Source organism: Paenibacillus sp. sgz302191 (assembly GCF_057749925.1).
The window spans coordinates 85,438-106,608 of record NZ_JBYLHY010000003.1 but is presented as its reverse complement, the minus strand read 5'-3'; the positions used below and the strand labels follow the sequence as shown (position 1 = coordinate 106,608).

Here is a 21,171-nt window from a genome sequence, read left to right as displayed (position 1 = left end):
CCGCTATATAGTCATACGACGCTATTGCCCGGGGAACCGAATCGTTTGCGAATCGAGAGTACGGCGAGCAGAAACAGAGGAATGGCTACGGAAAAAAGAACATGCAGCGTTTTCAGGGAAAATCTCCCCTGGGCGATGTGTTCCAGATAATTGCTTGCCATCATCATGGACGCAAACATAACGATAATTCCGATCGGAAATACGAGCGGGCCATGCTCCCTGATTTTGAACAGATCCATAGTCCCGATAACAGCGGCGTACATAAAGATCGATATTTTAAAAAAATCCGCAATAATCAAAGTCAATACAACAATTGCGTCCAAGCGTTGGATAAACTCGATAATGTTTACTTTGCCTATCATCGTAAGCAAGGGAAAGGTGGAACGGCCGGCGACATCGACGCCAAGGACAGCGACGTTCAGCAAGGTCGTATAGCTTAGAAGGACGCCGCTGATCGCAATGGCTAACGATCCGCTCTTTGCGGCTTGCTGCGGTCGGTCCAAATAGGGAAGAATCATGGTAAAGGCAATCATTTCGCCGAAAGGAAAAACAAATGTCTGCGTTAGAGCGGTCGTGATGATGGGTTTCCAGCCGTTCTCCAGTACGGGCAGCAAATGATTGAGATCGATGGTGCCGGAAGCCAGAACAGCGAAATTTCCTAAGACTCCCAGAGCAATCAGGATGAGCAAACAAATTTCTGAAGTTCTGGCCAGCACCTCGATACCTTTATGAAGAACGTAAAAAACTCCGCACATCATCAAAGCAACAATCGCGAACAGCGGTGTTTGATCGTAAACGGAAGCGAGCAGCAAATCCCCTGCATCCCTTAAATCTCTTGCAGAGGCATAAATAAAATAAACGACATACAGCAGACCAAGAGGCCAGCCTAAGTATTTCCCAACGATTGCTCTTATATATCCTGTTAAAGGGATATTTAGGAAATTTTTATACATATAAACATGGACAGGAAACAGGCAGAGCCCCATTCCCAAGCCAAGAAGGCTTGCGATCCAAGCATCTTTTTTGGCGTCAAGCCCGAAGCTGACCACAATGGCAGTGCCCAATTCGAACAATACAACCAAGGAAAACAATTGCCATGCAGTGATTTTCTCTTTTTCCATGACATAACGCTCCCCCTTGAGGTCATTTTTTCGCTTTTTTTTCCTCAAACGAATACGGCTTCGTCCTCATGCCGGTATGTCGAATAAAGGATTTCACGCTTACATGAATTTGGCTTTCCGCAAACAATTCCTTCCTCCAGTCTTTTTTAATTTTTTTCCAAGCCTTCTTCTCCTGGCGATTGATAGCTTCCCCAAAAGCAAAAATATCGGATTTTTCGCGTTGAGCCGCTTGGACAGCAGCCAGAACTTCCTTCCTCGTCTCTTCGGACCATGCAGCTTCTAGCTTCTCGACTTCCTTCGGTTCGCTTACATCAACAGGACACTTCATTTCCCCCACATCTCCTTCCTCCCGAATTTTGATCTCGATTATTGGTTTATCATCTCTGATGTTCACTTTTATTCCCGTCTTTGAACGTTTGACCTCGATGCCGATCGCATCTTTTTTATTGCCGCAATCGATGTTGATGATGCTGCTCTTCAACTTGTTCTGAATCCGCAACGCTCCGCGAGCTTCTTTATCATCCATCCAACTTTTCAATTTCCCGTCCTTGAACAGAGCGATTCCATGAATTTGGCCGACGGCCGGAGGCTTTGTATGTTCATTGTTGGATTTGTTTCTTCCCTCTTGGGGATTGCCGCTGATTTCCACCCCGCTTAGGAGGAGTTCGCTTCCTTCGCCGGTTAGCATATTAATCGCGTCGTCGATCTCGACTTTAATGCTCTCCGCCCATAATTTTTCCGATTGCGTCAACTTGCCCGTTTTACTGTTTGCAGGAATTTTTTCGATCGGGGTTATGATGCTAATAATCTGTTCGGCCGTATTTCCTCTGGCTACGAGCACGTTTGTCGTGTCGCGCGGTTCATGATTTCTTTCGAAAAAATCAAAAATATCCCGAACCCCGTCTCTGGCTAGCGTTTCCCCAAGCACAATCAAACGCATGTGTCCGAAAAAGGCTTGCCGCGACTCTTTTTGCGATGCTTTCCGAATCGCTTCGAAGATCGTGCTTCCCGTTTCGGTCACAATCGTCACCGGCAGCGCCCTTCCTGCCCCGGCCCCTCCCATCGATCCCCCCGAAATTTCTGCGGGATTGACCAACTGCAGCGAAATCCGGTATTCCTTTGACTTCGGCGACTGATCGATCCCCATGGCCATCACAAGACCAAGATCTTTGAGTTCCCGACTGTTCCAGCAGCCTGATAAGAGCATGCCGCTTGCGATCGTCACAGTTAGAAAAAGCATTCTAGCTTTCATCAGGATCACCTGCAGGTTGGTTTCGTTCCGCCCGTTTCCAGTCTTTGGAGCCGGGCACCTTCGGGCGCGTCAGAAGTGCCCAGATGGGGAGGCGCAGCACCGCATCCTTTTGATCAGCCGGGATAAACGGAGCAAAAGGGGCCATATACGGAGTTCCGAATGAACGCAAGCTGCAAAGATGGGCGATGATGATAATGCCGATGATCGCGATGCCGAAAAAGCCGAACATGGCGGCGAAAATCATGTTCGCAAAACGGAGCAAGCGTATAGCGGTTGCCAGACCATAGCTTGCTGTCGCAAAGCTGGCGATACCCGTGGTGGCTACGACGATGACCATTGCGGCGGACACGATCCCGGCTTGCACGGCTGCTTGTCCCAGTATAAGAGCGCCGACGATCGATACGGCTTGACCGACCGCCCGCGGCATGCGAATCCCGGCCTCCCGCAGCAGCTCAAAGCTGATTTCCATGATTAAAGCTTCGACAAACATAGGAAAGGGGATACCTTCCCGCTGCGCCGCCAGACTGATGATGAGCGGGGTTGGAATCATTTCTTGATGAAACGTAACGGCTGCGATATAAACGGAAGGTCCCAATAAGGAAATAATCAAAGCCATATATCGTAACAACCGGATCGCGATCGAAATATCATACCGGTTATAGTAATCTTCCGCGGACTGAAAAAATTGAAAAAAACTTGTAGGTGCAATCAGTACGTAAGGCGTTCCATCCACCAAGATGGCTACCCTGCCTTCCAATAAATTTCCCACCACGACATCTGGACGTTCGGTATTATAAATCGTCGGAAAGGGGGTAAACGATTGATCCTGAATCAATTCCTCGATGTAGCCGGATTCGAGGATTCCGTCAATTGTAATGGTTTGCAGCCGCTGTTTGACTTCTTGAATGAGCCGATCGCGTGCAATGCCTTTGACATACATGATAGCTACGTCCGTTTGCGTAACCTCTCCGATCCGGAACGTCTCCAGCCAAAGATTCGGGCTCTTGATTCGCCGCCGGACAAGGGAAATATTCGTTCCTATCGTTTCGCTGAAGCTGTCCTTCGGACCGCGAATGACGACTTGCGTCGTCGGCTCGGAAATCCCTCGCGATTCTCCGCCTCTCGTATGGCCGATAATGGCTTCAGGCCAGCCGTCAATCAGTATCGCCGTATCTCCGGAAAGAATCGATAAAATAAATCCGTTCCAGTCCTTGATCACATTGACTTTTTCAATGGTCAAAGCGTTATTCTTGATGAAATGAAACATGTCTTGTTCCGGAACTGCGCTTTGTTGCACCGCTTCGGCATGATCGATCATTAGAGAGCGCGTCACAAAATCGCTGACCATCTGCTTGTCAGTCAAGCCTTCCGTATAGACTGCTGCAGCGGAAATCTTCACGCTGCCACCGAACTCAAATTCGCGAATTACGATATCCGGGCTATTCCCCGCTTTTTGATTAAGCAGAGCAAGGTTTGTTTTTAAATCCCGGTCAAGAGGGAGGCAATCTGTGTCCAATGCGGTGATTTCGATGTTTGCCCGGTTCGGCTTTGGCTTCGTTTTACTAAATCGATTCCACATAGACATCCCTTCTTTTAACGTTTCTGGCTCGGACTGTAACATTTTTTGCCGCAGTACCCATTTTTATACCTGAATCACAGGTTTCTTGGAAAGGTAAGGAAAGAAGATAATGAAGGGGGTTAGGGCGAAGTTTTTGGGAGGACATGGCGAGATCGACTTTAGACGACATCGCATTGGCGGTCTTTCTGCGGGGATGGCCGGTAGGTGCTTGTCAACGCAGAGAAAGCCTGCAAAAGTGCAGTTTTTTGCTCGCGGATACGCTAGCAACGAAACATTCCTGCAAATGTGCAGGCTTTTTCGCGAATAGTCGAGCTTAAGCCCGTCAGGGGCGGGAATTCCTGCACAATCGCAGGCTTTTCTTCAAAATAGGTCACTGACACCTAAAAAGCCTGCACAATCGCAGTTTTTTGACTTGCAAACCGACTTGTCCCCCACTTTAACTTTTTGTTACTTGGGGTGATTACTGTTATTGTTACTTGGGTTATTACTATTATTACTCGGGTTATTACTATTGTTACTTGGATTATTAGTATTATTGTTACTAGGGTTATTACTGTTATTGTCGTCATGATGATGGCCGTAATGGCCAACAGGGTGATGGGGTTCACATCCCCCTCCGTACCAGCCGCCGTCATCGTTGTTATTGTTATTATTGTTATTACCGCTATTGCTGTTGCTGTTATTATTGGCATTGTTGTTGTTGTTGTTATCCATTTTCATTTTTCTCCTTCGATGGTTTGATTTTTGCATAGGTATATTGTTATCAATAACGCGCAGGGGAATACTTACATATTTTGGGTATGACAGGAGTCTTGTTGCTTTTAGAGCCTACGACTTCTCTAATTGTCCTGACTCCCGGCGCCGCCAACTCATAAATACCAAGGACAATGCAATGACCGTGAGGATAACCCCAAGCCATCGAAATCCCCCGAAGCTGAACTTATCTCCCATTACGATGCCTATCAACAATGAAGATAAAATGGTTCCCATGTATCTAGAAGTATTAAATAGTCCGGATGATACACCGGCCATTTCTTTTGGAGAGCTTTTAAACAAAGCCGCTTGCATACCGACACTGTTCAATCCGTTGCTAATACCGAATGCCGCTAACGCCAAACACACACTGATAAACGGTGAAGTCGGATTCAATGTCACGATCCACACTGACCCGAATGTCATCAGCATTCCAGACATAAGAAGTGCCGGCCGAGGTCCTGATTTATCGACCCATCGTCCTGCTATCGGAGAAGCGACGAGCGAGCACAAGCCTAAGGTTAGCATGAGAATCCCTGTGTGGAACTCGCTGACATGGCGCACCATTTGCAAGTAGGACGGTACCCCGAAAAAGAGAGTGTAAAAAAGTACGTTAACGAGTATGAATTCGACATTGACCCAAGTCATCGCGGGATATTTGGCGAACGTTCGCAAAGGGATAAAGGGGGACGCCGTTTTTAACTCATGTCGTACGAAAACCCCGAGCGCAACGAGGCCAATCAGCCCGACAATGACATCTATTAACGAGATATGTCCGGATGATTTTGCCGACAGCAATCCGACAAGCAGAGCAATCAAAGCCACTGTGAAGAGCAGGATCCCCGGCGCATCAATCAAATCCAACCATTTGCGAAAGGACATGCCTTGAGCAGCGGATGCCGGCGTTTCGTCCTTAGGAATCATCCTCCAAGAGAATAGAAAACTCGCTGCCACGAACGGAATATTGACGAAAAAGATAGCATGCCAATCCCACCAATGAATCAAGACCCCGCCAATAAAGGGGCCGATTGCTGCCGCTCCGGATAGAAATATGGACAAAACGGACAGCGCAGTCCCTTGTTTCTCCGTAATATGAATTCGCACAATGGCCATTCCAACTGCAACCATCATGCTTGTACCTATGGATTGCACGATGCGGAACACGATGAGCCACCCGAAGTTTGGCGAAAATGGAGCTAATAATGATGCAGCGAAGGCTACGACAAGCCCGGTAAGAAATATTTTCCTGCGGCCGAACAAATCGCTGGCTTTTCCCATAACAGGTTGAGCGATAGCACTTGCAATGTAGAAAGAAAAAATAATCCAGGAAACAACTGTAAAGTCAAGGCGGTACACATTTTGCAGTCTTGGAATAGCGACGGAAATCATCGAAGAATTCAATGGGTTGAGCAGTATCCCCAGCCCAACGGAAATCATCAACCACCTGCTGCGAGCATTCATTTTTGAGTTCCCCCTAAAGTGTATTGATGACATCTTAATTGAAATTGATTATTTATTCCAACGCATTTCATGTTATAATTTCATTGACTTGAGGGAATGAATCGGGGTGTGTAATGGAACTTCTTCAACTGCAATATTTTATCGCGGTAGCTCGATTGGAACATGTGACCGAGGCTGCACAAAGTCTGCACGTTACTCAATCGTCGCTAAGCAAAACGATTCAGCGCCTGGAGGAGGATCTAGGGGTCCCTCTATTCGATCGAACAGGGAGGAAGCTGCGGTTGAATGAATTCGGAAGCAGGTTCCTTCGCCGTGCGGAAAGGGCTTTGTTTGAGTTGGAACAGGGGAAGCAGGAGATTAGCGATTTGTCCGGCCCGGAACATGGCACGCTCAAATTGGCGGTGACCACCGCAGGCACGCTGACCAATATCCTTCGGGAATTTCGGAAAAAGCGGCCCCATATTCAATTTCATGTGCAAATGATGACCACGCAGGAAATGGCAGCACTTCTTCATCGAGGAGAAGTCGATTTCTGCTTGTCCTCACCTCCCCTACAAGGGGATGACATCGAATGTCAAATCGTGCACATCGACCCCATCCTCATAGCTGTTCCAATGGGGCACCGGCTGGCAGACCGCAGCAGCGTATCTTTGACGGAACTACAGGATGAATGGTTTGTCGGTGTCAGAAAAGGCCACGGTACTCGCGATTTAATAGACAATGTATGCCAAACGGTTGGATTTGAACCTAAATATGTGTATGAAGGAAATGAACCTGCAAGGCTAAGCGATCTTGTGGAAGCCGGAATCGGGATTGCTTTCATACCAAGCACGGTAAGGAATTCACGGGATCATATCCGATATCTCCAAGTAGAGGAACACGGATTGGTACGGGAGATTGCTTTATTATGGCACAGGAGTCGGTACATTTCGCGGGCTGCTCATGAATTCCGTGAGGTCGTTGTAGACTATTTTGGGGCGATATCCAAACAGATACGAAACAAGGAGCGGTTTGCCTAAGGCAGCAGCTCCTTGTTTTATTATGCGCTCATTACATGCGTGTTTTGCCTCCGTGGAGCAGGGGATTTATGCCTGCATCCTTTGGTCATATTTCAACTTCAGGCGCTTGACATCTTCTTTAGGCGGAGAACCGAACATGCGGGAATATTCACGGCTGAATTGGGAAGCACTTTCATAGCCTACCCGGAATGCCACATCAGCGGCATCCGCCGACTCGGACACTAAAAGGCGCCGTGCTTCCTGCAATCGCAGCTGTTTCTGAAACTGTATCGGGCTCATGCCGGTTACCTCTTTGAAGTGTCTGTGAAACGTAGAAATGCTCATACTGGCTATGTCAGCAAGCTCCTCAATTCGTAAAGGCTTCTCGCAGTTATTCATAATATGTTCGACAGCCTCCCTGATTCGATAGGTGCTGCTTCCTTCCATGGCGATTTGTGCCAGCGCAACTCCATACTGGCCTTGCAGAAGCCTGTATAAAATTTCCTTTGTGTAAATAGGAGCAAGGAACGGAATGTCTTTGGGATTGTCCAGCAAACGCGATAATCTGAGTATCGCATCCAGTAAAGATAATTCCATCTGGCCTACAATCATTGCTCGCTCTGCATGTTCTTGAGAGGTGATTTGAATGTCAGAGTCCTCTAAAACCTCTAAAATTTGATTTTTCGTAAATTCAAGTTTAAAGCTTAAAAACGGAGCGTCGGGGGAAGCTTGAATGACCTGGCCGATCACCGGCAAGTTCATGGACGAAATCAGGTAGTCGGCAGGGCCATACTCAAAACGTTCCTGTGCCAGCAATACTTCTTTCAAACCTTGAGCTATGAAACATAAGGAAGGCTTGTAAACTCTGAAGACGGGCTCGGTCACATTAGCTCGGCGAATAAGAAATAAAGACGGGATAGCGGTCTCGTTAACTCCGTCCTGACCCGAATGACGCTCAATCAGTTTGGCCAGCTCATTCTGCTGTTCATATATACGTTCAGACATGAGATCCATCCTCCGATTATCCTCCTTGTTTTGCGTTCTGTTTTAATTATAAAGCATATGCAGTCTACAGTGTTAGTGCATTGAGAGGATTAGGCAATCATTTAAGATAAATGAGATACCGGTCTTTTTTTCATTTACTGCATAATAAGGTTACGCCCTTTGACCGGTTAAGGCAAGGCCGGGGTGATGAATAATGAAAGAAAGGAAGATCAATCATGCAAAAGCGAAAATTGGGGAAAAGTAGCCTAGAGGTTTCCGCTATCGGGCTCGGTTGCATGGGAATGAGCAGCGGATTTGGTCCGGCATCGGACAAACAAGAGATGATATCGCTGATCCATGCGGCGATTGACCGCGGCGTTACGTTCTTCGATACCGCCGAAATTTATGGTCCATATGCGAATGAGGAGCTGGTAGGCGAAGCGCTTGCCCCATTCAAGGGAAAGGTCGTGATCGCCACTAAATTCGGTATTAAAAGGGTGGATGGCAAGCAGGTGATGGACAGCAAGCCTGAGCACATCAGGCAATCCGTCGAAGGCTCGCTGAAACGCCTTAAAATTGACGCCATTGACCTATACTATCAGCATCGTGTTGACCCCAATGTGCCGGTCGAGGAAGTAGCCGGAGTCGTACATGACCTTATCAAGGAAGGCAAAGTCAAGTATTGGGGACTTTCTGAAGCAGGAGTGGGAACGATTCTCCGCGCACACGCGGTTCAGCCGCTCACTGCGATTCAAAGTGAGTACTCCATGATGTGGAGAAGTCCTGAAGAAGAACTGCTGCCTGCGCTCGAGGAGCTCGGGATCGGCTTCGTTCCGTTCGCCCCGCTGGGCAAAGGCTTCCTTACCGGAGCCATTGATAAACATGCAACATTTGATAAAACCGACTTCCGCAGCATCGTTCCACGCTTCCAACCGGACAATCTCGAAGCAAATCAAGTTCTGGTCGAGCTGATCAAGAAGATTGCCGAAGGGAAAAACGCAACGCCGGCTCAAATCGCACTCGCATGGGTGCTTGCTCAGAAGCCTTGGATTGTGCCGATTCCCGGCACGCGGAAATTGGAGCGTCTGGAAGAAAATCTTGGCGCCGCGGACGTAGAGCTGACTCCCGAGGAACTCATTCATTTGAACGACGCGCTCTCGAAGATCAAGATTTCGGGAGATCGCTATCCGGCAGGTTCGGAATACGCAAATAGAGCGGGCAAATAACGAACCTTTAGGAGGATGCAGTGTGGAACGTCTATGGACGAAGCCGTTTATTTTTATGACTGCAGGGAATTTTTCTCTATTCACTGCATTTTATTTTCTGCTCCCGGCACTGCCGCTGTTTATCAAACAAATGGGCGGCAGCGAAGCGCAGGTCGGACTATCGACGGGGGCGTTTATGCTGTCTGCCGTTATTTTTCGCCCGATCGTCGGCGGGCTGCTGGACCGGTTCGGCAGGCGCCCTTTTATCATCTGGGGGCTGCTTCTCTTCACTTTGGTGATGTATATGTATAGCTGGATCGGCGGGATTATCGTTTTGCTGGGGCTCAGAATTTTGCACGGGATGAGCTGGGCTTTTTCCACAACCGCCGTTTATACGACGATTACGGATATCATCCCGTCCGACCGCCGCGGGGAAGGGATGGGGTGGTTTAGCACGGCCTCGACCATGGCTATGGCGATCGGTCCGATGCTTGCCATCTGGATTACACAGAACGTGTCATTCCACGCTCTGTTTCTATTTGCCACCTTCCTTTCTACCGTAGCGCTGCTCCTGATGTTTGGAGCAAAAACCACTTTCCGGCCGCAAGCAGGCGCAAAGAAGATCGAGCTTTTCGAAAAATCGGTCTTGCCCGTCACAGCATCAGTCTTTTTTATGTATATCGCGTATGGCGGCATTACCGCCTTTGTCCCGCTGTTCGCGAATTCGATCAAAGTCAATTCCGGCGCGTTCTTTCTGGCCTATGCCGCTACACTTGTCCTGAGCCGTCCCATTTCGGGAAAACTTTCCGACCGGTACGGGCAGACGTTTGTCATCATACCGGCCCTTGCGATTACGATTTCCGCATTGCTTGCCTTGAGCTTCTCGACCGGATTGCTCGGGGTGCTCGTTTCGGCGGTGCTGTACGGTATCGGTTTCGGTTCCGCGCAGCCGGCTCTTCAAGCGGCAACGATACGTCTTGCCAATCCGGAGCGTAAAGGGGTCGCCAATGCTTCTTTGTTGACGGCTACCGACCTCGGCATCGGGCTGGGTGCGATCGTGCTAGGCTGGGTTTCCCAGTACACCGGCTACCAGGTTGTGTTCATGGTCAGCGCTGTGTCGGTCGCGTTGTCCTTGCTGCTATTCACTGTCTTGGTCAAAATGCATAGCGCAGGACGATCTCTTGACTTAGAGTTAACTCCAGAGAGTAAACTACCTATGAATGAGACAATTTCTAACGGGAAGTGAGGAACTGCGAAATGGAATATGTGAAACTTGGAAATACCGGCTTGGATGTATCGCGTTTTTGTCTTGGCTGTATGGGCTTTGGGGTAGCAGAGAGATGGGTTCATCCGTGGGTAATTGATGAAGAGCGCAGCCGTCCTATTATAAAAAAAGCTCTGGAGCTTGGTATCAATTTTTTTGATACGGCGAATGTGTATGCAGACGGAACAAGCGAGGAAATCGTTGGACGGGCTCTCAAGGACTATGCCAATCGCGATGAAATTGTCCTCGCGACTAAGGTTCATTTTCGCATGCATCAAGGTCCGAACGGCGCCGGTCTTTCCCGAAAGGCCATCATGAGTGAAATTGATAAGAGTCTTAAGAGGCTGGGGACCGATTATGTAGACCTTTATCAAATCCATCGCTGGGATTACAGTACGCCTATTGAAGAAACGATGGAAGCTTTGCATGATGTGGTGAAGGTCGGGAAGGCGAGATACATCGGTGCTTCTGCCATGTACGCGTGGCAGTTTTTGAAAGCGTTACATGTGGCAGAGAAAAATGGGTGGACCCGCTTTGTATCGATGCAAAATCATTTAAACCTGATCTACCGCGAAGAGGAGCGGGAGATGCTGCCGCTTTGCAGGGATGAAAAAATCGGTGTAGTCCCGTACAGCCCGCTTGCGTCAGGAAGATTGACGCGTGATTGGTCGGAATCAACACATCGTTCCGAGACCGATCAAGTACAGAGATCTAAATACGACGCGACAGCCAATACGGATCGATTGATTGTGGAGCGCGTTGCTGCAATCGCAGAACAACGCGGCGTTTCCCGCGTTCACATCGCACTTGCCTGGCTGCTGCAGAAAGAACCGGTAACAGCTCCCATTATTGGTGCTACGAAAATCTCTCATCTCGAAGATGCGGCAGCTGCTCTTTCGGTTAAGTTAACACCTGAAGAAATTGTGTCGCTGGAAGAGCCGTATGTTCCTCATCCGGTCATTGGCGCACTTTGATACAAAAACGACAAGAATGCACTGCCATTTGCGCCGGGCGTTCTTGCTTTACCGGGCACTCATCGGCGACCGCGGAAAGTTCGTCGCAAATCCTCAACCCACTTGTCCGGAACTTCCCAAGGGATGAAATGCCCGCCATGTTCGTGGGCTGCGATGTTGACATGGTTATACCAAGGAGCGCGATCACTGTCGAGAAAATTCCGCACGCGATGTTCGGTCGTGATACCCGGCGGATTTTCGTAGCCCACGAAGGTTATACCGGTTGGCGCCTCTATGACAGGCCAGCGATCATGAGCGGGTGTCCATGGATAGCGGTTATTGTTTGCATAGACGCGCATTGAGGTTTCGATGGCGTTGTTGACCCAGAATATAGTTGCGTGTGTAAGGATGTCGTCCTTCGAAAAGACATTTTCGACGCTGCCGTTATTATCGCTCCATTTGGCCCATCGTTCCAAGATCCATGCGAGCATTCCCACCGGCGAGTCGTTTAGCCCTTAGGCGAGTGTGCCGGGATCAAGAACGTGCACGGCGAGATGAGACGCAAAACGGCGGTCAAACTTCATAGAGCTCGTCGCTATATTTGTGCCCCAGTTGGCCGGTCACGAGAGCGCCTACATCGCATCCCCCTGCCGCGTATTTATCATAGCCGAGAATATCAGTCATGAGTATATGCCAAGATCGGCGATTTTCCAAAAGTTCATGTCCGGGTTGTTTGGCAGCGGCGCCGAAAATCCGAAACCGGGAAGGGACGGCACGATAACGTCGAAGGCTTCGGCCGGATCACCCCCGAATGCGCCGGGGTCCGCTAGCGGATCAATGACCTTGGACCAATGCCAAAATGTCCAAGGCCAGCCATGGGACAGGATCAATGGTATCGGGTTCGGTCCCACGCCAGGTTTGCGCATAAAGTGCACAGGAACTCCGTTAACATTTACTTTATAGTGTTCGTAGGCGTTGATCGCATTTTCGGATTTGCGCCAGTCGAACTTGTTCACCCAGTAGTCGACGAGTCCCTCAAGATAGTTCCGGTTAACGCCGTAAAACCAGTCATCATTACCGGCATCAAGGGGCCATCTGGTGGACTTTAAACGATTGTGGAGATCGGCAAGCAACTCATCCGATACGCGGATCGGACTCGGTTCAAGCGCAAAACGAGCTGTTGTCATAAGTGCAGGGCGAAAAAAGCTTGACGCAGTTGAATAATAAAAGTTATTCTGGATAAGAAAAGTCTTTGATCAAGGTGGATGATTTCGCATGAAATATTCAAAAGCGACGAACTATGCCCTTCACACAATGCTTTTTCTTGCGGCAGCCACCACGAATAAACCTGTCGGCGTGCAGCAGTTGGCGGAGCGGCAGGAGGTATCGCCTACGTATCTGTCCAAAATATTGACTAAGCTGGTCAAAGCGGGAATGATTGAATCTGCTTCAGGGGCCAATGGCGGGTATAGGTTAAAGCGGAATTGGGAAGAAATTTCGTTCCTTGATATTATTTATGCCATTGAAGGCACAGCCTCCTTATTCGATTGCGGCTTGAACCATGGTCCGGAATGTTTGATTCAAAAGGTGATGGTATCGGCGGAAGAGGGAATGGAGAATTTTTTGAGAAAGCAAAAATTGTCCGATCTTGCCAAAAAAATAACGGTGGTTCAGTGAACCGCGGCTATTTTTTTAGCTTAATCATAGATATAAAATGTCTTTAAAATCTTTATTTTTTGATCGTAAGGCATATAAATAATGAAAAGAGGATGCGTATCATGACAAACGATTTTTTTAATGAATCGATTTGGGAGAAAGCTTGGAAGGAAGACCCGCATACGGGAGTCAACAAGATGAAAAATGCCGGAATTGATGCAGCGCGCGCTTTTGACCATAAGGCAAAATCGTTCAACGAGCAGACGTTCAATGCTGAGGGAAGACAGCGGGCAAGACGGATTATGAATTGGCTGGAAGGACAAGGCGTGATTTTCAAAGATGCCTCCATTCTGGACATTGGAGCCGCCTCGGGCGGATTTACGGTACCGTTTGCGGAGAGAGGGGCCCATGTTACTTCCGTGGAGCCTTGTCTTCCCTTGGTCGAACTGCTGGAGGAAAATATAACGGGACTGACGAACGGGAAGGTCGAGGTTGTCACTGAACCATTTGAAGATATAGATATTCAGGCAAAAGGATGGAGGAACGCCTTCGATTTCGTATTTGTATCCATGTGCCCGGTCATTGCCGATTGGGAGAGTGTGGAGAGGGTGCTGAGCTGCGCGCGGCAATTTTGCTATATCAGTATGACCGCAGGTTCCAGGGAGCACAGCTTGCTGAGTGAAATTTGGCCGTTGGTCACCGATCAGCCCATGAAAAACGAACATTTGGAGATGGCTTATTTGCTCCATTTGCTGTATCTCAAAGGCTATTCCTACGAATCGCTGGTAACCCGCGAGATGAAAACGACGGAGACAACCAGAGAGATGGCGCTCCAGGAGGTTATGGAGTGGCTGAGAATTTATAAACTGCCTGCGGATGAGCGGAACCGGGCAATCGTTGCCGAGTATTTGGAGCGGACTTATCCGTCGGACAAAGTGGTCATCCGGCAGGGCGGGCGTTACGGCAAGGTGCTGATTCGATTGCAGGATCAGAGTATGTACACAAGAGAAAGTCTGTAAAATTTACTTGCGAATCGGCAGCGCTGAGAAAGTCTGCAGACGCATGAAGACATGAAAAAACGCTAAGCCTGTCATGCTCGAAGGTTTAGCGTTTTTTTGCGTGCTTACAAATCCAATTGCAGTTTGCGCGTATGCAACATACCGTCCAATCCGGTAGGATCTTGGCCGACTTTAAACCGTACGAACGACTCGGCGTGCTCGGATGTGCGAATCCGCAGCGGCTTTGTTTCCATGTTCACGAGCTCCAGCATGACTTCAGCGACGGATTCCGAAGTTTGCGGTACGGAGTTGCGTTTTCTGAACATGTCGATATACCTGTCCATAACGGGCTTGTATTCATCGTCCCGGAGGCCGCCGGATTTGTCTGCGTGGGCTAAAGCGGTACTGACGAAGTTCGTTGCAATCGCCCCGGGCTCGAGCAAAGTGACGTCGATATTAAAAGTCGGCTTATAGTAGGTAGCGAGGCTTTCCAACAAACCTTCCACGGCAAACTTGCTTGAGCAATAAATTTCATTCAAAGGCTGACCGACTAGCCCGCCGACACTGGACGTTGCGATAATGTGCCCGGCCCCGGCTTTGCGGAGAAGGGGAAGTCCCGCGCGAATCGTATGCATAACTCCGTAGACATTCGTATTAAAGATGTTTTGGATTTCTTCAAAAGAGGCCTGGCCTAACGTGCGCAAAATGCTGAAACCCGCATTGCAAAAGAGGACGTCCAAATGCCCGTGGTTTTGCTCGATAACGGCAAATGCCCGCTCCAGCGATTCCGGCTGCGTCACTTCCATTTCAAGAAAATGGAGATTGGCTTGGTGGCCGTGCAGCTCCCGATCGCGCTCGACATGGCGCGTACCCGCGTAGACAGTCCAACCGTTGCTCGCAAAAAGCAAAGCGGTCGCTAATCCGATCCCTGAGGAGGCGCCTGTGATGGCAATAATTTTATTCATGTACGAACACTCCCATTGTTCATATTCTTAATTGTTTACAAACTAAATAATATATCAGTTAAACAAACAATTCAAGCAATAAAAAAATCCCAACAAACAAATGTTGGAATTACAGCGGCAACTTCTCCAAAAGCCGTTTCAAGGCAATTAGTTCATCAGCCGAATAGTTGGCAAACAGGTTTTCGATTTTTTTATTGTATGCTTTTAAAATCTCATTTATTAATTCGCCGCCCTGATCGGTCACTTGAATCGACAAGCTTCTGCGGCTGGTGGGATGAGGCTTGCGGACGATGAGGCCTTGCTTCTCCAGTTTATCCAGCAGTTGTGTAACGGCGCCCCGGGTCAGGCCAAATTCGTCGGCAATTTCAACGGCCATGCAGTCCGGATGTTTACGCAAAAATTCCAGCGTATACATCATCACGGGGGATATATGATAGCTTGGAAGAACTTGAGTGAGATAGGATGTGAGCGCGTTTTTGATTTCGCGAAATTTGTATATAATCAGTTGTTCATGCTCCATGCGAAGTCTCCCTTGTATTGTTTAGTATCTATACATTATAACAACAGGCTGGTTAAAATACACCCCGGTTTGCGCTGATGGGGGGAAGACCTGTGAAAGTCAGGCTGCCCAGAAGTCCACTCGTCAGGGTCGGTCGCCCCAACTGGCTGGTGACGCGAAGAAGCCTGCGAAAGAAAGTCGGGCTGTCCAGAGGCCCGTGCGCCAGAACTGGTCGCACCAACTATCCAGCACCACACATACCAAAACCTGTCACACCATCTGCTCAGAAGCCCACATGTCAGAAACTGTCGCACTATCTGCCCAGCCCCCCACACCAGAGCCAGTCGCGCCATCTGCCTGGTTGCACGAAGAAAACCTGCAAAAGTGCAGTTTTTGCCCGATGGAAACGCTGGCCACGACAAATTCCTGCAATTGTGCAGGCTTTTTGCTGCGAACAAGGGCTTAGATTCATTTTCATCAAAAATTCCTGCACAATCGCAGGCTTTTCGCCAAAACGAACCATTTTTGCGCAAAAAACCTGCACTTTTGCAGGTTTTTCCTCTGTCAAAGCCGCCGTATCCCCACTTCAGCGTCGCAACCCTTACAGGAGAGGCGTGGGTTGGAGAAGAGGGGCTGCATCCCCCTCGGTTTTTCTAGCCCGTCGCATCCCCTCCGGTTCCGCTGGCTCGTAACCGACCGTTGCTATGCAGCGCAACACTACGCGCTGGGTAATGCGCTCGGTGCGTGTTTTGCTGGTCGCCTATTGACGAAAGAGATTTTGCACGAGGATAACCATCATTTCATCTTGATGCAGCAGGTGTCGACGGGCGCCTGTTAGCTTTTATACGGATTTTGCCGGATCATTTGGATGAGATTTGCTGCGGCGGGCGGCAGCGGTTCGTTATTAAGCGTGCAGATGGCGATCGTATTTTGCAGGTGGATGTCTTCGACGTACACCCGGCACAATTGTCCGCGTTCCACATGTTCCCGCACTACCAGCGAAGAAACGAAGTTCGCGCCGTATCCGGCAATGACCGCTGTAATAGCTTCATGCAAGCCGTTAAATTGCAGATTGATTTTAGGTGCCGGAGTGTTATAAGTTCGGCAAAGAGCCAGCAATCTTTCCCGTGTCGAACTTCCTTCCTCGCGCATGACGAAAGGTTCCTTCATCATTTCGAGCAAGGAAACGTGCCGGTTCGCAAACCGGTGATTCGGCGCAACGACAAACCACAATTCATCCTGAAACAATTCTTCGGTCTGAACGGTGTCCGGGTATTCTTCCGGCAAACCTCCATAAATGGCCAAATCGACATCGACATTCAAAAGCTGCCTGAGAGCGTCGCTAGAATTGGTCGTCGTAATCGTCATTTCGACCTGCTCATATTGTTGTTTGAACTTTGCAATCCAGGTAGGTATCAGGAAATGGGCGGGCAAATAGGTGGCGGCCAATCGAATATGCCCGTTCGAGCCGCTGCGGTATTCGTGGGCGAATTGTTCGATTTGCTGCTCAACCGCAAAAAGCCGCTTGGCGAGCACCGCGATTTTCTCACCCGCGTCCGTTAAAGAAATTCCTCTTCCTTGCGGCTTTAACAGCGTCAGGGAGAGCTCTTTTTCGAATTTTTTGACTTGTGCCGTAATGGCCGGCTGGCTTATATTCAATAGTTCCGAAGCTCGCGTTACGCTTCCGGTCGAGGCGATTACGTGAAATAAACGCAGTGCATGCAAATTCATACGGTAGATCATCCTCGCATTAAATCATATATTTTAATTATGAATCGGGTGAAAAGATATATTTTATTTATAACATATGTTCCTCTACAATGAAATCAGAAAGTCAAATCTCATATAGAGGAGCGATCGTTATGAGTCAAACGAATTTGTGGGATCAAGTGGACCGGTACATTGTGGAGCGCCTTATTCCACACGATTCCGTGCTGGAGCAAGTATTGTCGGCCAATCGGCAGGAGCGTCTTCCGGAGATCGACGTAACGCCAAACCAAGGGAAATTGCTGCATATATTTGCTCAAATGCAAGGGGCACAACGAATTTTGGAAATCGGCACTTTGGGAGGCTACAGCACGATCTGGCTGGCAAGAGCATTACCTGCGGACGGAAAAATCATTTCGCTTGAACTTGATCCGCGTCATGCCAAAGTAGCGCGCGCCAATATATCGCTGGCCCAATTGGACGGGACTGCCGAGATTCGGGAGGGGAATGCCATGGATTTGCTGGCCGAGATGGAGGAAGAGAATACGGCGCCCTTCGATCTTATTTTTATCGATGCGGATAAGCCGAACAATCCGGGCTACCTGAAATGGGCGCTCCGGTATTCGCGTCCGGGCACGGTCATTATCGGAGATAATGTCGTTCGCGAAGGCGAGATTATTAATGAGCATAGCACCGATCCGCGCGTCAACGGAGTAAGAAAGTTCTACGATCTGCTGGCTGAAGAACCGAGGATTACCGCTACCGCCATCCAGACTGTCGGCTCCAAAGGGTACGACGGCTTCGCAATAGGAATCGTAAATCGCTAAAAAGCCGGCAGCGCTACAGGCTAGAGCTGGTCGCACCATCTGCCCAAAAGCCCACCCACCAGAGCCAGTCATACCATCCGCCCAGCCCTCAGGCTAGAGCCGGTCGCATCATCTGCTCAGAAGCCCACACGCCAAAGCCAGTCGCGCCATCTGCCTGGTTGCACGAAGAAAACCTGCAAAAGTGCAGTTTTTGCCCGATGGATACGCTGGCCACGACAAATTCCTGCAATTGTACAGGCTTTCTGCTGAGAACAAGGGCTTAGATTCATTTTCATCAAAAATTCCTGCACAATCGCAGGCTTTTCGCCAAAACGAACCATTTTTGCGCAAAAAACCTGCACTTTCGCAGGCTTTTCGCGAAGCGCACGTGCTGCCGGCGGTGCGCATTATGGGCATTTGAAACCTGACTGTCCCCGGTTTCGTATCTAAAGTAAGATGCTGCGCATCCGGCAGGCAATGATGATACCAGCCAACGCCAACACCAACATCAGCACCAACGCCGGCGCGGAAAGGAGGATACGGACAATGATGGAACTGACGATCGATGTGTCGCTAATCGTATTGCTGCTCGGCTTAAGCGGGCTTGTGGCCGGTTATTTTTATGATGTCCGTCCCTCTCCCTTTCCTGACCCGAAAGCCGGCGATGCCGGCATGGCTGCCCGCATCGTGCAGAGCACGACACTTGCTGCCGGCGCAAGGCTGCTGCGGGTGCGCAGAAAAATTCCCGTTAAGCCTGCGAAAGGGCGGGGACGGGCGGACGAGGACGCCGCATCTTTCGACTCATTCATGAACGACGAGTACGTACACATGAATCGAGGAGGAAATAAAAATGAATATACTGCTTCAACCGATCGTCGAATTGTTGAATATAGCGCTAACATCGCTTCACAGCTTCACGCTGGACTGGGGAATCGCAATTGTACTGCTCACTTTGCTGATCCGATTGCTGCTGTTCCCGTTTAGCCTAAGGATGGCAAGGCAGCAGATCAGCCAAGCGAAAATGCAGCCGGCGCTGGCCGAGCTGCGCGGCAAATTTGCCGGAGATAGTGCCAAACTGGCGCAGGAAACGATGGACGTGTACCGCCGCTTCGGCGTCAAACCGGTTTCAATGATCGCGATGTCGCTCATTCAGGCTCCTGTTTTCCTGAGCCTGTACCGTCTGTTCGCTGCGCATGGCGCGACCATGACTTCGCAGATTTTGCCGTGGATGTCCACACTCGGCGTGTACGATCCGCTGCATATTCTTCCGCTCGTCTATGCGCTGGTTACCTTCGCCAGCATGCTGATTCCGCTGACGAGCGAAGCGGCCGCAGCGGGATCGCTGCTCAGCCGGGTCGGGCTTCCGCTCATGATGACCGTCGTCATGACAACGGTCATCTGGCTGACGCCATCGGCGGTCGGATTGTACTGGACGACGAACTCGCTGATTGCCATTGCGGAACGTGTCTTTTTCCGGACTGCTGTCGGCAAAAGATGGGTGATGCAAGGGGTTAAGCTGCCCTCGGCGCTCGCATAGCGTGGTTGACCGACCGCCGTCAAGCAGCGTAACACCGCCAGCTCCCAGCGCGCGGTCCGCTCAACGCAAAAACACCCCGCTCGCCATGGCATGGCAGAGCGGGGTGTTTTTATCAGCCGCAACCTTTTGTCTTATTTATGTAAATAATTCAGCAAAGTGCGCAATTTTTTTTCGGCCGCCCCAGGGATTCCCTCATGCCCGAAGTAGCGGTGCACCGATATTTCTTTCGAGCAATTCAAGTGATTGTAGACGGCAAAAACCGTAGAAGGCGGCGTAATCTCGTCGATCAGGCCGATGCTTATCCATGTATGGCAGGTGATCCGCGGAGCGAGATTCATGATGTCAAAGTAGGCAAGGGTTTGCTTCGCTTTTTGCTCGATGGCCGGGTCGCCGTTGCGGCGGAAATATTCGTTCAGCTCGTGGTACGGGCCTGCCGGCGTGATGTCGATCGCTCTTTCGAAGTGCGACAAATACGGATAGTCCGCACAGGCGACGACAGGTATGCGAGAAAGAGCTGCGGCCGCCAGCGTCAGGGCTCCGCCCTGGCTTCCTCCGGCTACACCGACCCGCGCGGCGTCCACTTGATCCATGGAAGCGAGCACTTCGACGGCTCTGACGGCATCCATGTATACGGCGCGGTAGTAGTATTCATTGGGATTCAAAATCCCTTTCGTCATCCATCCCGTTGTATGGCCGTTGGAGGACACGATGTTGTCCTGGCTGTTGCCGTGCTGTCCCCTGACGAACATTTGCAGGGCGGCATACCCGTGCAGAGCCGCGTTGACCGTATCGTGCAGATTGCCTTCAAACGCCCAGTTGTAGCCGTGATACATGACGAGGCCGGGATGAGGCCCCTCTCCCTCCGGCAAGGCGAGCCAGCCGTCAATGTGAGCTCCGGCAAAGCCGGCAAATTGAATCCGGTAGACCCGCGCTCCCTTCACTGGATAATCATAGGGCGCCAAATCGTATTTAAGCGGCACCAGCTTTAATTCGGCCTGCGCGCCAGCCCAAAAATCATCAAAATCATGCGGCCTGGTCAGATCCGGCTTATACGTTTTCAATTGCTCCAAAGGCATATCGTAAGGTTGTCCCAATTAAGCTTACCTCCAATAATTTTAAGCTGGATGATGCATCAGTCATGCATCTTATTTATTCTAGCACGACTGGCTAACCGGCGCATCAAAAATGAAAACCCGCAGATTTCAGGGTTCTAGTAGTCTGCAACTCCAGCCACCAGACTCCCAGTAGTGTAGCAGACGTGGAAGTTCGAGTCTTTCTTGACCTTAACAAGCGAAGCCCTTAAGAAAGATCCGGAGGGTTTACCCAATAGAAAAACTGAAGGCAGCGAGCGTATATTGCCGATCTTGCTGTTTTTCTTATTGACACCTGCTGAAAATTGCAGTAGCCTAATATTGACTGAACAAATCAATCAA

The 21,171-nt window shown here is 49.7% G+C and carries 23 protein-coding genes; 10 read left to right on the top strand and 13 right to left on the bottom strand.

Going from position 1 to position 21,171, the window contains the following annotated elements:
- Nucleotides 1-11: 11 nt before the first annotated feature.
- The 5 genes from AC3G2T_RS05305 to AC3G2T_RS05285 form a co-directional block, all read right to left on the bottom strand.
- A complete protein-coding gene (locus AC3G2T_RS05305; RefSeq protein WP_488434786.1) occupies nt 12-1,121 on the bottom strand; it encodes a GerAB/ArcD/ProY family transporter in 1,110 nt (369 codons plus the stop codon).
- Nucleotides 1,122-1,143: 22 nt separating this feature from the next.
- Complete coding sequence (locus AC3G2T_RS05300) at nt 1,144-2,373, bottom strand: Ger(x)C family spore germination protein (RefSeq protein ID WP_474679365.1); 1,230 nt, start codon at nt 2,371-2,373, stop codon at nt 1,144-1,146.
- Nucleotides 2,363-3,952, bottom strand: a complete 1,590-nt coding sequence (locus AC3G2T_RS05295; RefSeq protein ID WP_488434785.1) for a spore germination protein — start codon at nt 3,950-3,952, stop codon at nt 2,363-2,365. Before AC3G2T_RS05295 ends, AC3G2T_RS05300 begins: the two co-directional genes overlap by 11 nt.
- 447 nt (nt 3,953-4,399) lie before the next feature.
- Nucleotides 4,400-4,666 (bottom strand): hypothetical protein, encoded by a 267-nt coding sequence (locus AC3G2T_RS05290; RefSeq protein ID WP_488434784.1) that lies wholly within the window; start codon nt 4,664-4,666, stop codon nt 4,400-4,402.
- 114 nt (nt 4,667-4,780) lie between these two features.
- The gene (locus tag AC3G2T_RS05285; RefSeq protein ID WP_488434783.1) at nt 4,781-6,166 is read right to left on the bottom strand and encodes an MFS transporter; all 1,386 of its coding nucleotides are present in this window, start codon (nt 6,164-6,166) and stop codon (nt 4,781-4,783) included.
- Nucleotides 6,167-6,279: 113 nt separating this feature from the next.
- Here AC3G2T_RS05285 and AC3G2T_RS05280 point away from each other — a divergent pair, with 113 nt between their 5' ends.
- Nucleotides 6,280-7,185, top strand: a complete 906-nt coding sequence (locus AC3G2T_RS05280; protein WP_488434782.1) for a LysR family transcriptional regulator — start codon at nt 6,280-6,282, stop codon at nt 7,183-7,185.
- Between the two features lie 66 nt (nt 7,186-7,251).
- Here AC3G2T_RS05280 and AC3G2T_RS05275 read toward each other — a convergent pair whose 3' ends face one another.
- Nucleotides 7,252-8,169: an AraC family transcriptional regulator gene (locus AC3G2T_RS05275; protein WP_474679835.1), complete on the bottom strand. Its 918-nt coding sequence runs from the start codon at nt 8,167-8,169 to the stop codon at nt 7,252-7,254.
- A gap of 215 nt (nt 8,170-8,384) precedes the next feature.
- Between AC3G2T_RS05275 and AC3G2T_RS05270 the strand changes: the two genes are divergently transcribed.
- From AC3G2T_RS05270 to AC3G2T_RS05260, 3 genes are read left to right on the top strand one after another with little or no spacing between them, the layout of a single operon-like run.
- Nucleotides 8,385-9,374, top strand: coding sequence for an aldo/keto reductase (locus AC3G2T_RS05270; protein ID WP_474679360.1), 990 nt, complete (start codon nt 8,385-8,387; stop codon nt 9,372-9,374).
- Nucleotides 9,375-9,396: 22 nt separating this feature from the next.
- Entirely contained in the window at nt 9,397-10,599 is a 1,203-nt protein-coding gene (locus AC3G2T_RS05265) for an MFS transporter (protein WP_488434781.1), read from the top strand.
- Between the two features lie 11 nt (nt 10,600-10,610).
- On the top strand, nt 10,611-11,591 hold the full coding sequence (locus AC3G2T_RS05260) for an aldo/keto reductase (RefSeq protein WP_488434780.1): 981 nt from the start codon (nt 10,611-10,613) through the stop codon (nt 11,589-11,591).
- A gap of 59 nt (nt 11,592-11,650) precedes the next feature.
- Here the strand turns inward: AC3G2T_RS05260 and AC3G2T_RS05255 are convergent, their stop codons facing one another.
- Nucleotides 11,651-12,061, bottom strand: a complete 411-nt coding sequence (locus tag AC3G2T_RS05255; protein ID WP_488434779.1) for a hypothetical protein — start codon at nt 12,059-12,061, stop codon at nt 11,651-11,653.
- A gap of 189 nt (nt 12,062-12,250) precedes the next feature.
- Nucleotides 12,251-12,757, bottom strand: a complete 507-nt coding sequence (locus tag AC3G2T_RS05250) for an epoxide hydrolase family protein (RefSeq protein WP_488434778.1) — start codon at nt 12,755-12,757, stop codon at nt 12,251-12,253.
- 88 nt (nt 12,758-12,845) lie between these two features.
- Here AC3G2T_RS05250 and AC3G2T_RS05245 point away from each other — a divergent pair, with 88 nt between their 5' ends.
- Both AC3G2T_RS05245 and AC3G2T_RS05240 read left to right on the top strand, forming a co-directional pair.
- Complete coding sequence (locus tag AC3G2T_RS05245) at nt 12,846-13,247, top strand: Rrf2 family transcriptional regulator (RefSeq protein ID WP_488434777.1); 402 nt, start codon at nt 12,846-12,848, stop codon at nt 13,245-13,247.
- A gap of 101 nt (nt 13,248-13,348) precedes the next feature.
- Nucleotides 13,349-14,245, top strand: coding sequence for a methyltransferase domain-containing protein (locus AC3G2T_RS05240; protein ID WP_488434776.1), 897 nt, complete (start codon nt 13,349-13,351; stop codon nt 14,243-14,245).
- Nucleotides 14,246-14,349: 104 nt separating this feature from the next.
- Here AC3G2T_RS05240 and AC3G2T_RS05235 read toward each other — a convergent pair whose 3' ends face one another.
- The 4 genes from AC3G2T_RS05235 to AC3G2T_RS05220 form a co-directional block, all read right to left on the bottom strand.
- Nucleotides 14,350-15,189, bottom strand: coding sequence for an SDR family oxidoreductase (locus tag AC3G2T_RS05235; protein WP_474679353.1), 840 nt, complete (start codon nt 15,187-15,189; stop codon nt 14,350-14,352).
- A gap of 109 nt (nt 15,190-15,298) precedes the next feature.
- Nucleotides 15,299-15,709 carry a MarR family winged helix-turn-helix transcriptional regulator gene (locus tag AC3G2T_RS05230; protein ID WP_488434775.1) on the bottom strand — a complete coding sequence of 137 codons (411 nt, stop codon included), beginning with the start codon at nt 15,707-15,709 and terminating at the stop codon, nt 15,299-15,301.
- 292 nt (nt 15,710-16,001) lie between these two features.
- Complete coding sequence (locus AC3G2T_RS05225) at nt 16,002-16,256, bottom strand: hypothetical protein (RefSeq protein ID WP_488434774.1); 255 nt, start codon at nt 16,254-16,256, stop codon at nt 16,002-16,004.
- A gap of 266 nt (nt 16,257-16,522) precedes the next feature.
- Nucleotides 16,523-17,419, bottom strand: coding sequence for a LysR family transcriptional regulator (locus AC3G2T_RS05220; protein WP_488434773.1), 897 nt, complete (start codon nt 17,417-17,419; stop codon nt 16,523-16,525).
- 131 nt (nt 17,420-17,550) lie between these two features.
- Between AC3G2T_RS05220 and AC3G2T_RS05215 the strand changes: the two genes are divergently transcribed.
- The 4 genes from AC3G2T_RS05215 (at nt 17,551) to AC3G2T_RS05200 (ending at nt 19,738) form a co-directional block, all read left to right on the top strand.
- A complete protein-coding gene (locus tag AC3G2T_RS05215; RefSeq protein ID WP_488434772.1) occupies nt 17,551-18,222 on the top strand; it encodes an O-methyltransferase in 672 nt (223 codons plus the stop codon).
- A 181-nt stretch (nt 18,223-18,403) separates the two neighbouring features.
- Nucleotides 18,404-18,622, top strand: coding sequence for a hypothetical protein (locus AC3G2T_RS05210; protein ID WP_488434771.1), 219 nt, complete (start codon nt 18,404-18,406; stop codon nt 18,620-18,622).
- 125 nt (nt 18,623-18,747) lie between these two features.
- Nucleotides 18,748-19,185, top strand: coding sequence for a hypothetical protein (locus AC3G2T_RS05205; RefSeq protein WP_488434770.1), 438 nt, complete (start codon nt 18,748-18,750; stop codon nt 19,183-19,185).
- Nucleotides 19,082-19,738: a YidC/Oxa1 family membrane protein insertase gene (locus AC3G2T_RS05200; RefSeq protein WP_488434965.1), complete on the top strand. Its 657-nt coding sequence runs from the start codon at nt 19,082-19,084 to the stop codon at nt 19,736-19,738. The genes AC3G2T_RS05205 and AC3G2T_RS05200 overlap by 104 nt, the downstream gene beginning before the upstream one ends.
- Nucleotides 19,739-19,869: 131 nt before the next feature.
- On the opposite strand, the gene AC3G2T_RS05195 is transcribed toward AC3G2T_RS05200, so the two are convergent.
- On the bottom strand, nt 19,870-20,814 hold the full coding sequence (locus AC3G2T_RS05195) for an acetylxylan esterase (RefSeq protein ID WP_488434964.1): 945 nt from the start codon (nt 20,812-20,814) through the stop codon (nt 19,870-19,872).
- Nucleotides 20,815-21,171 lie beyond the last annotated feature (357 nt).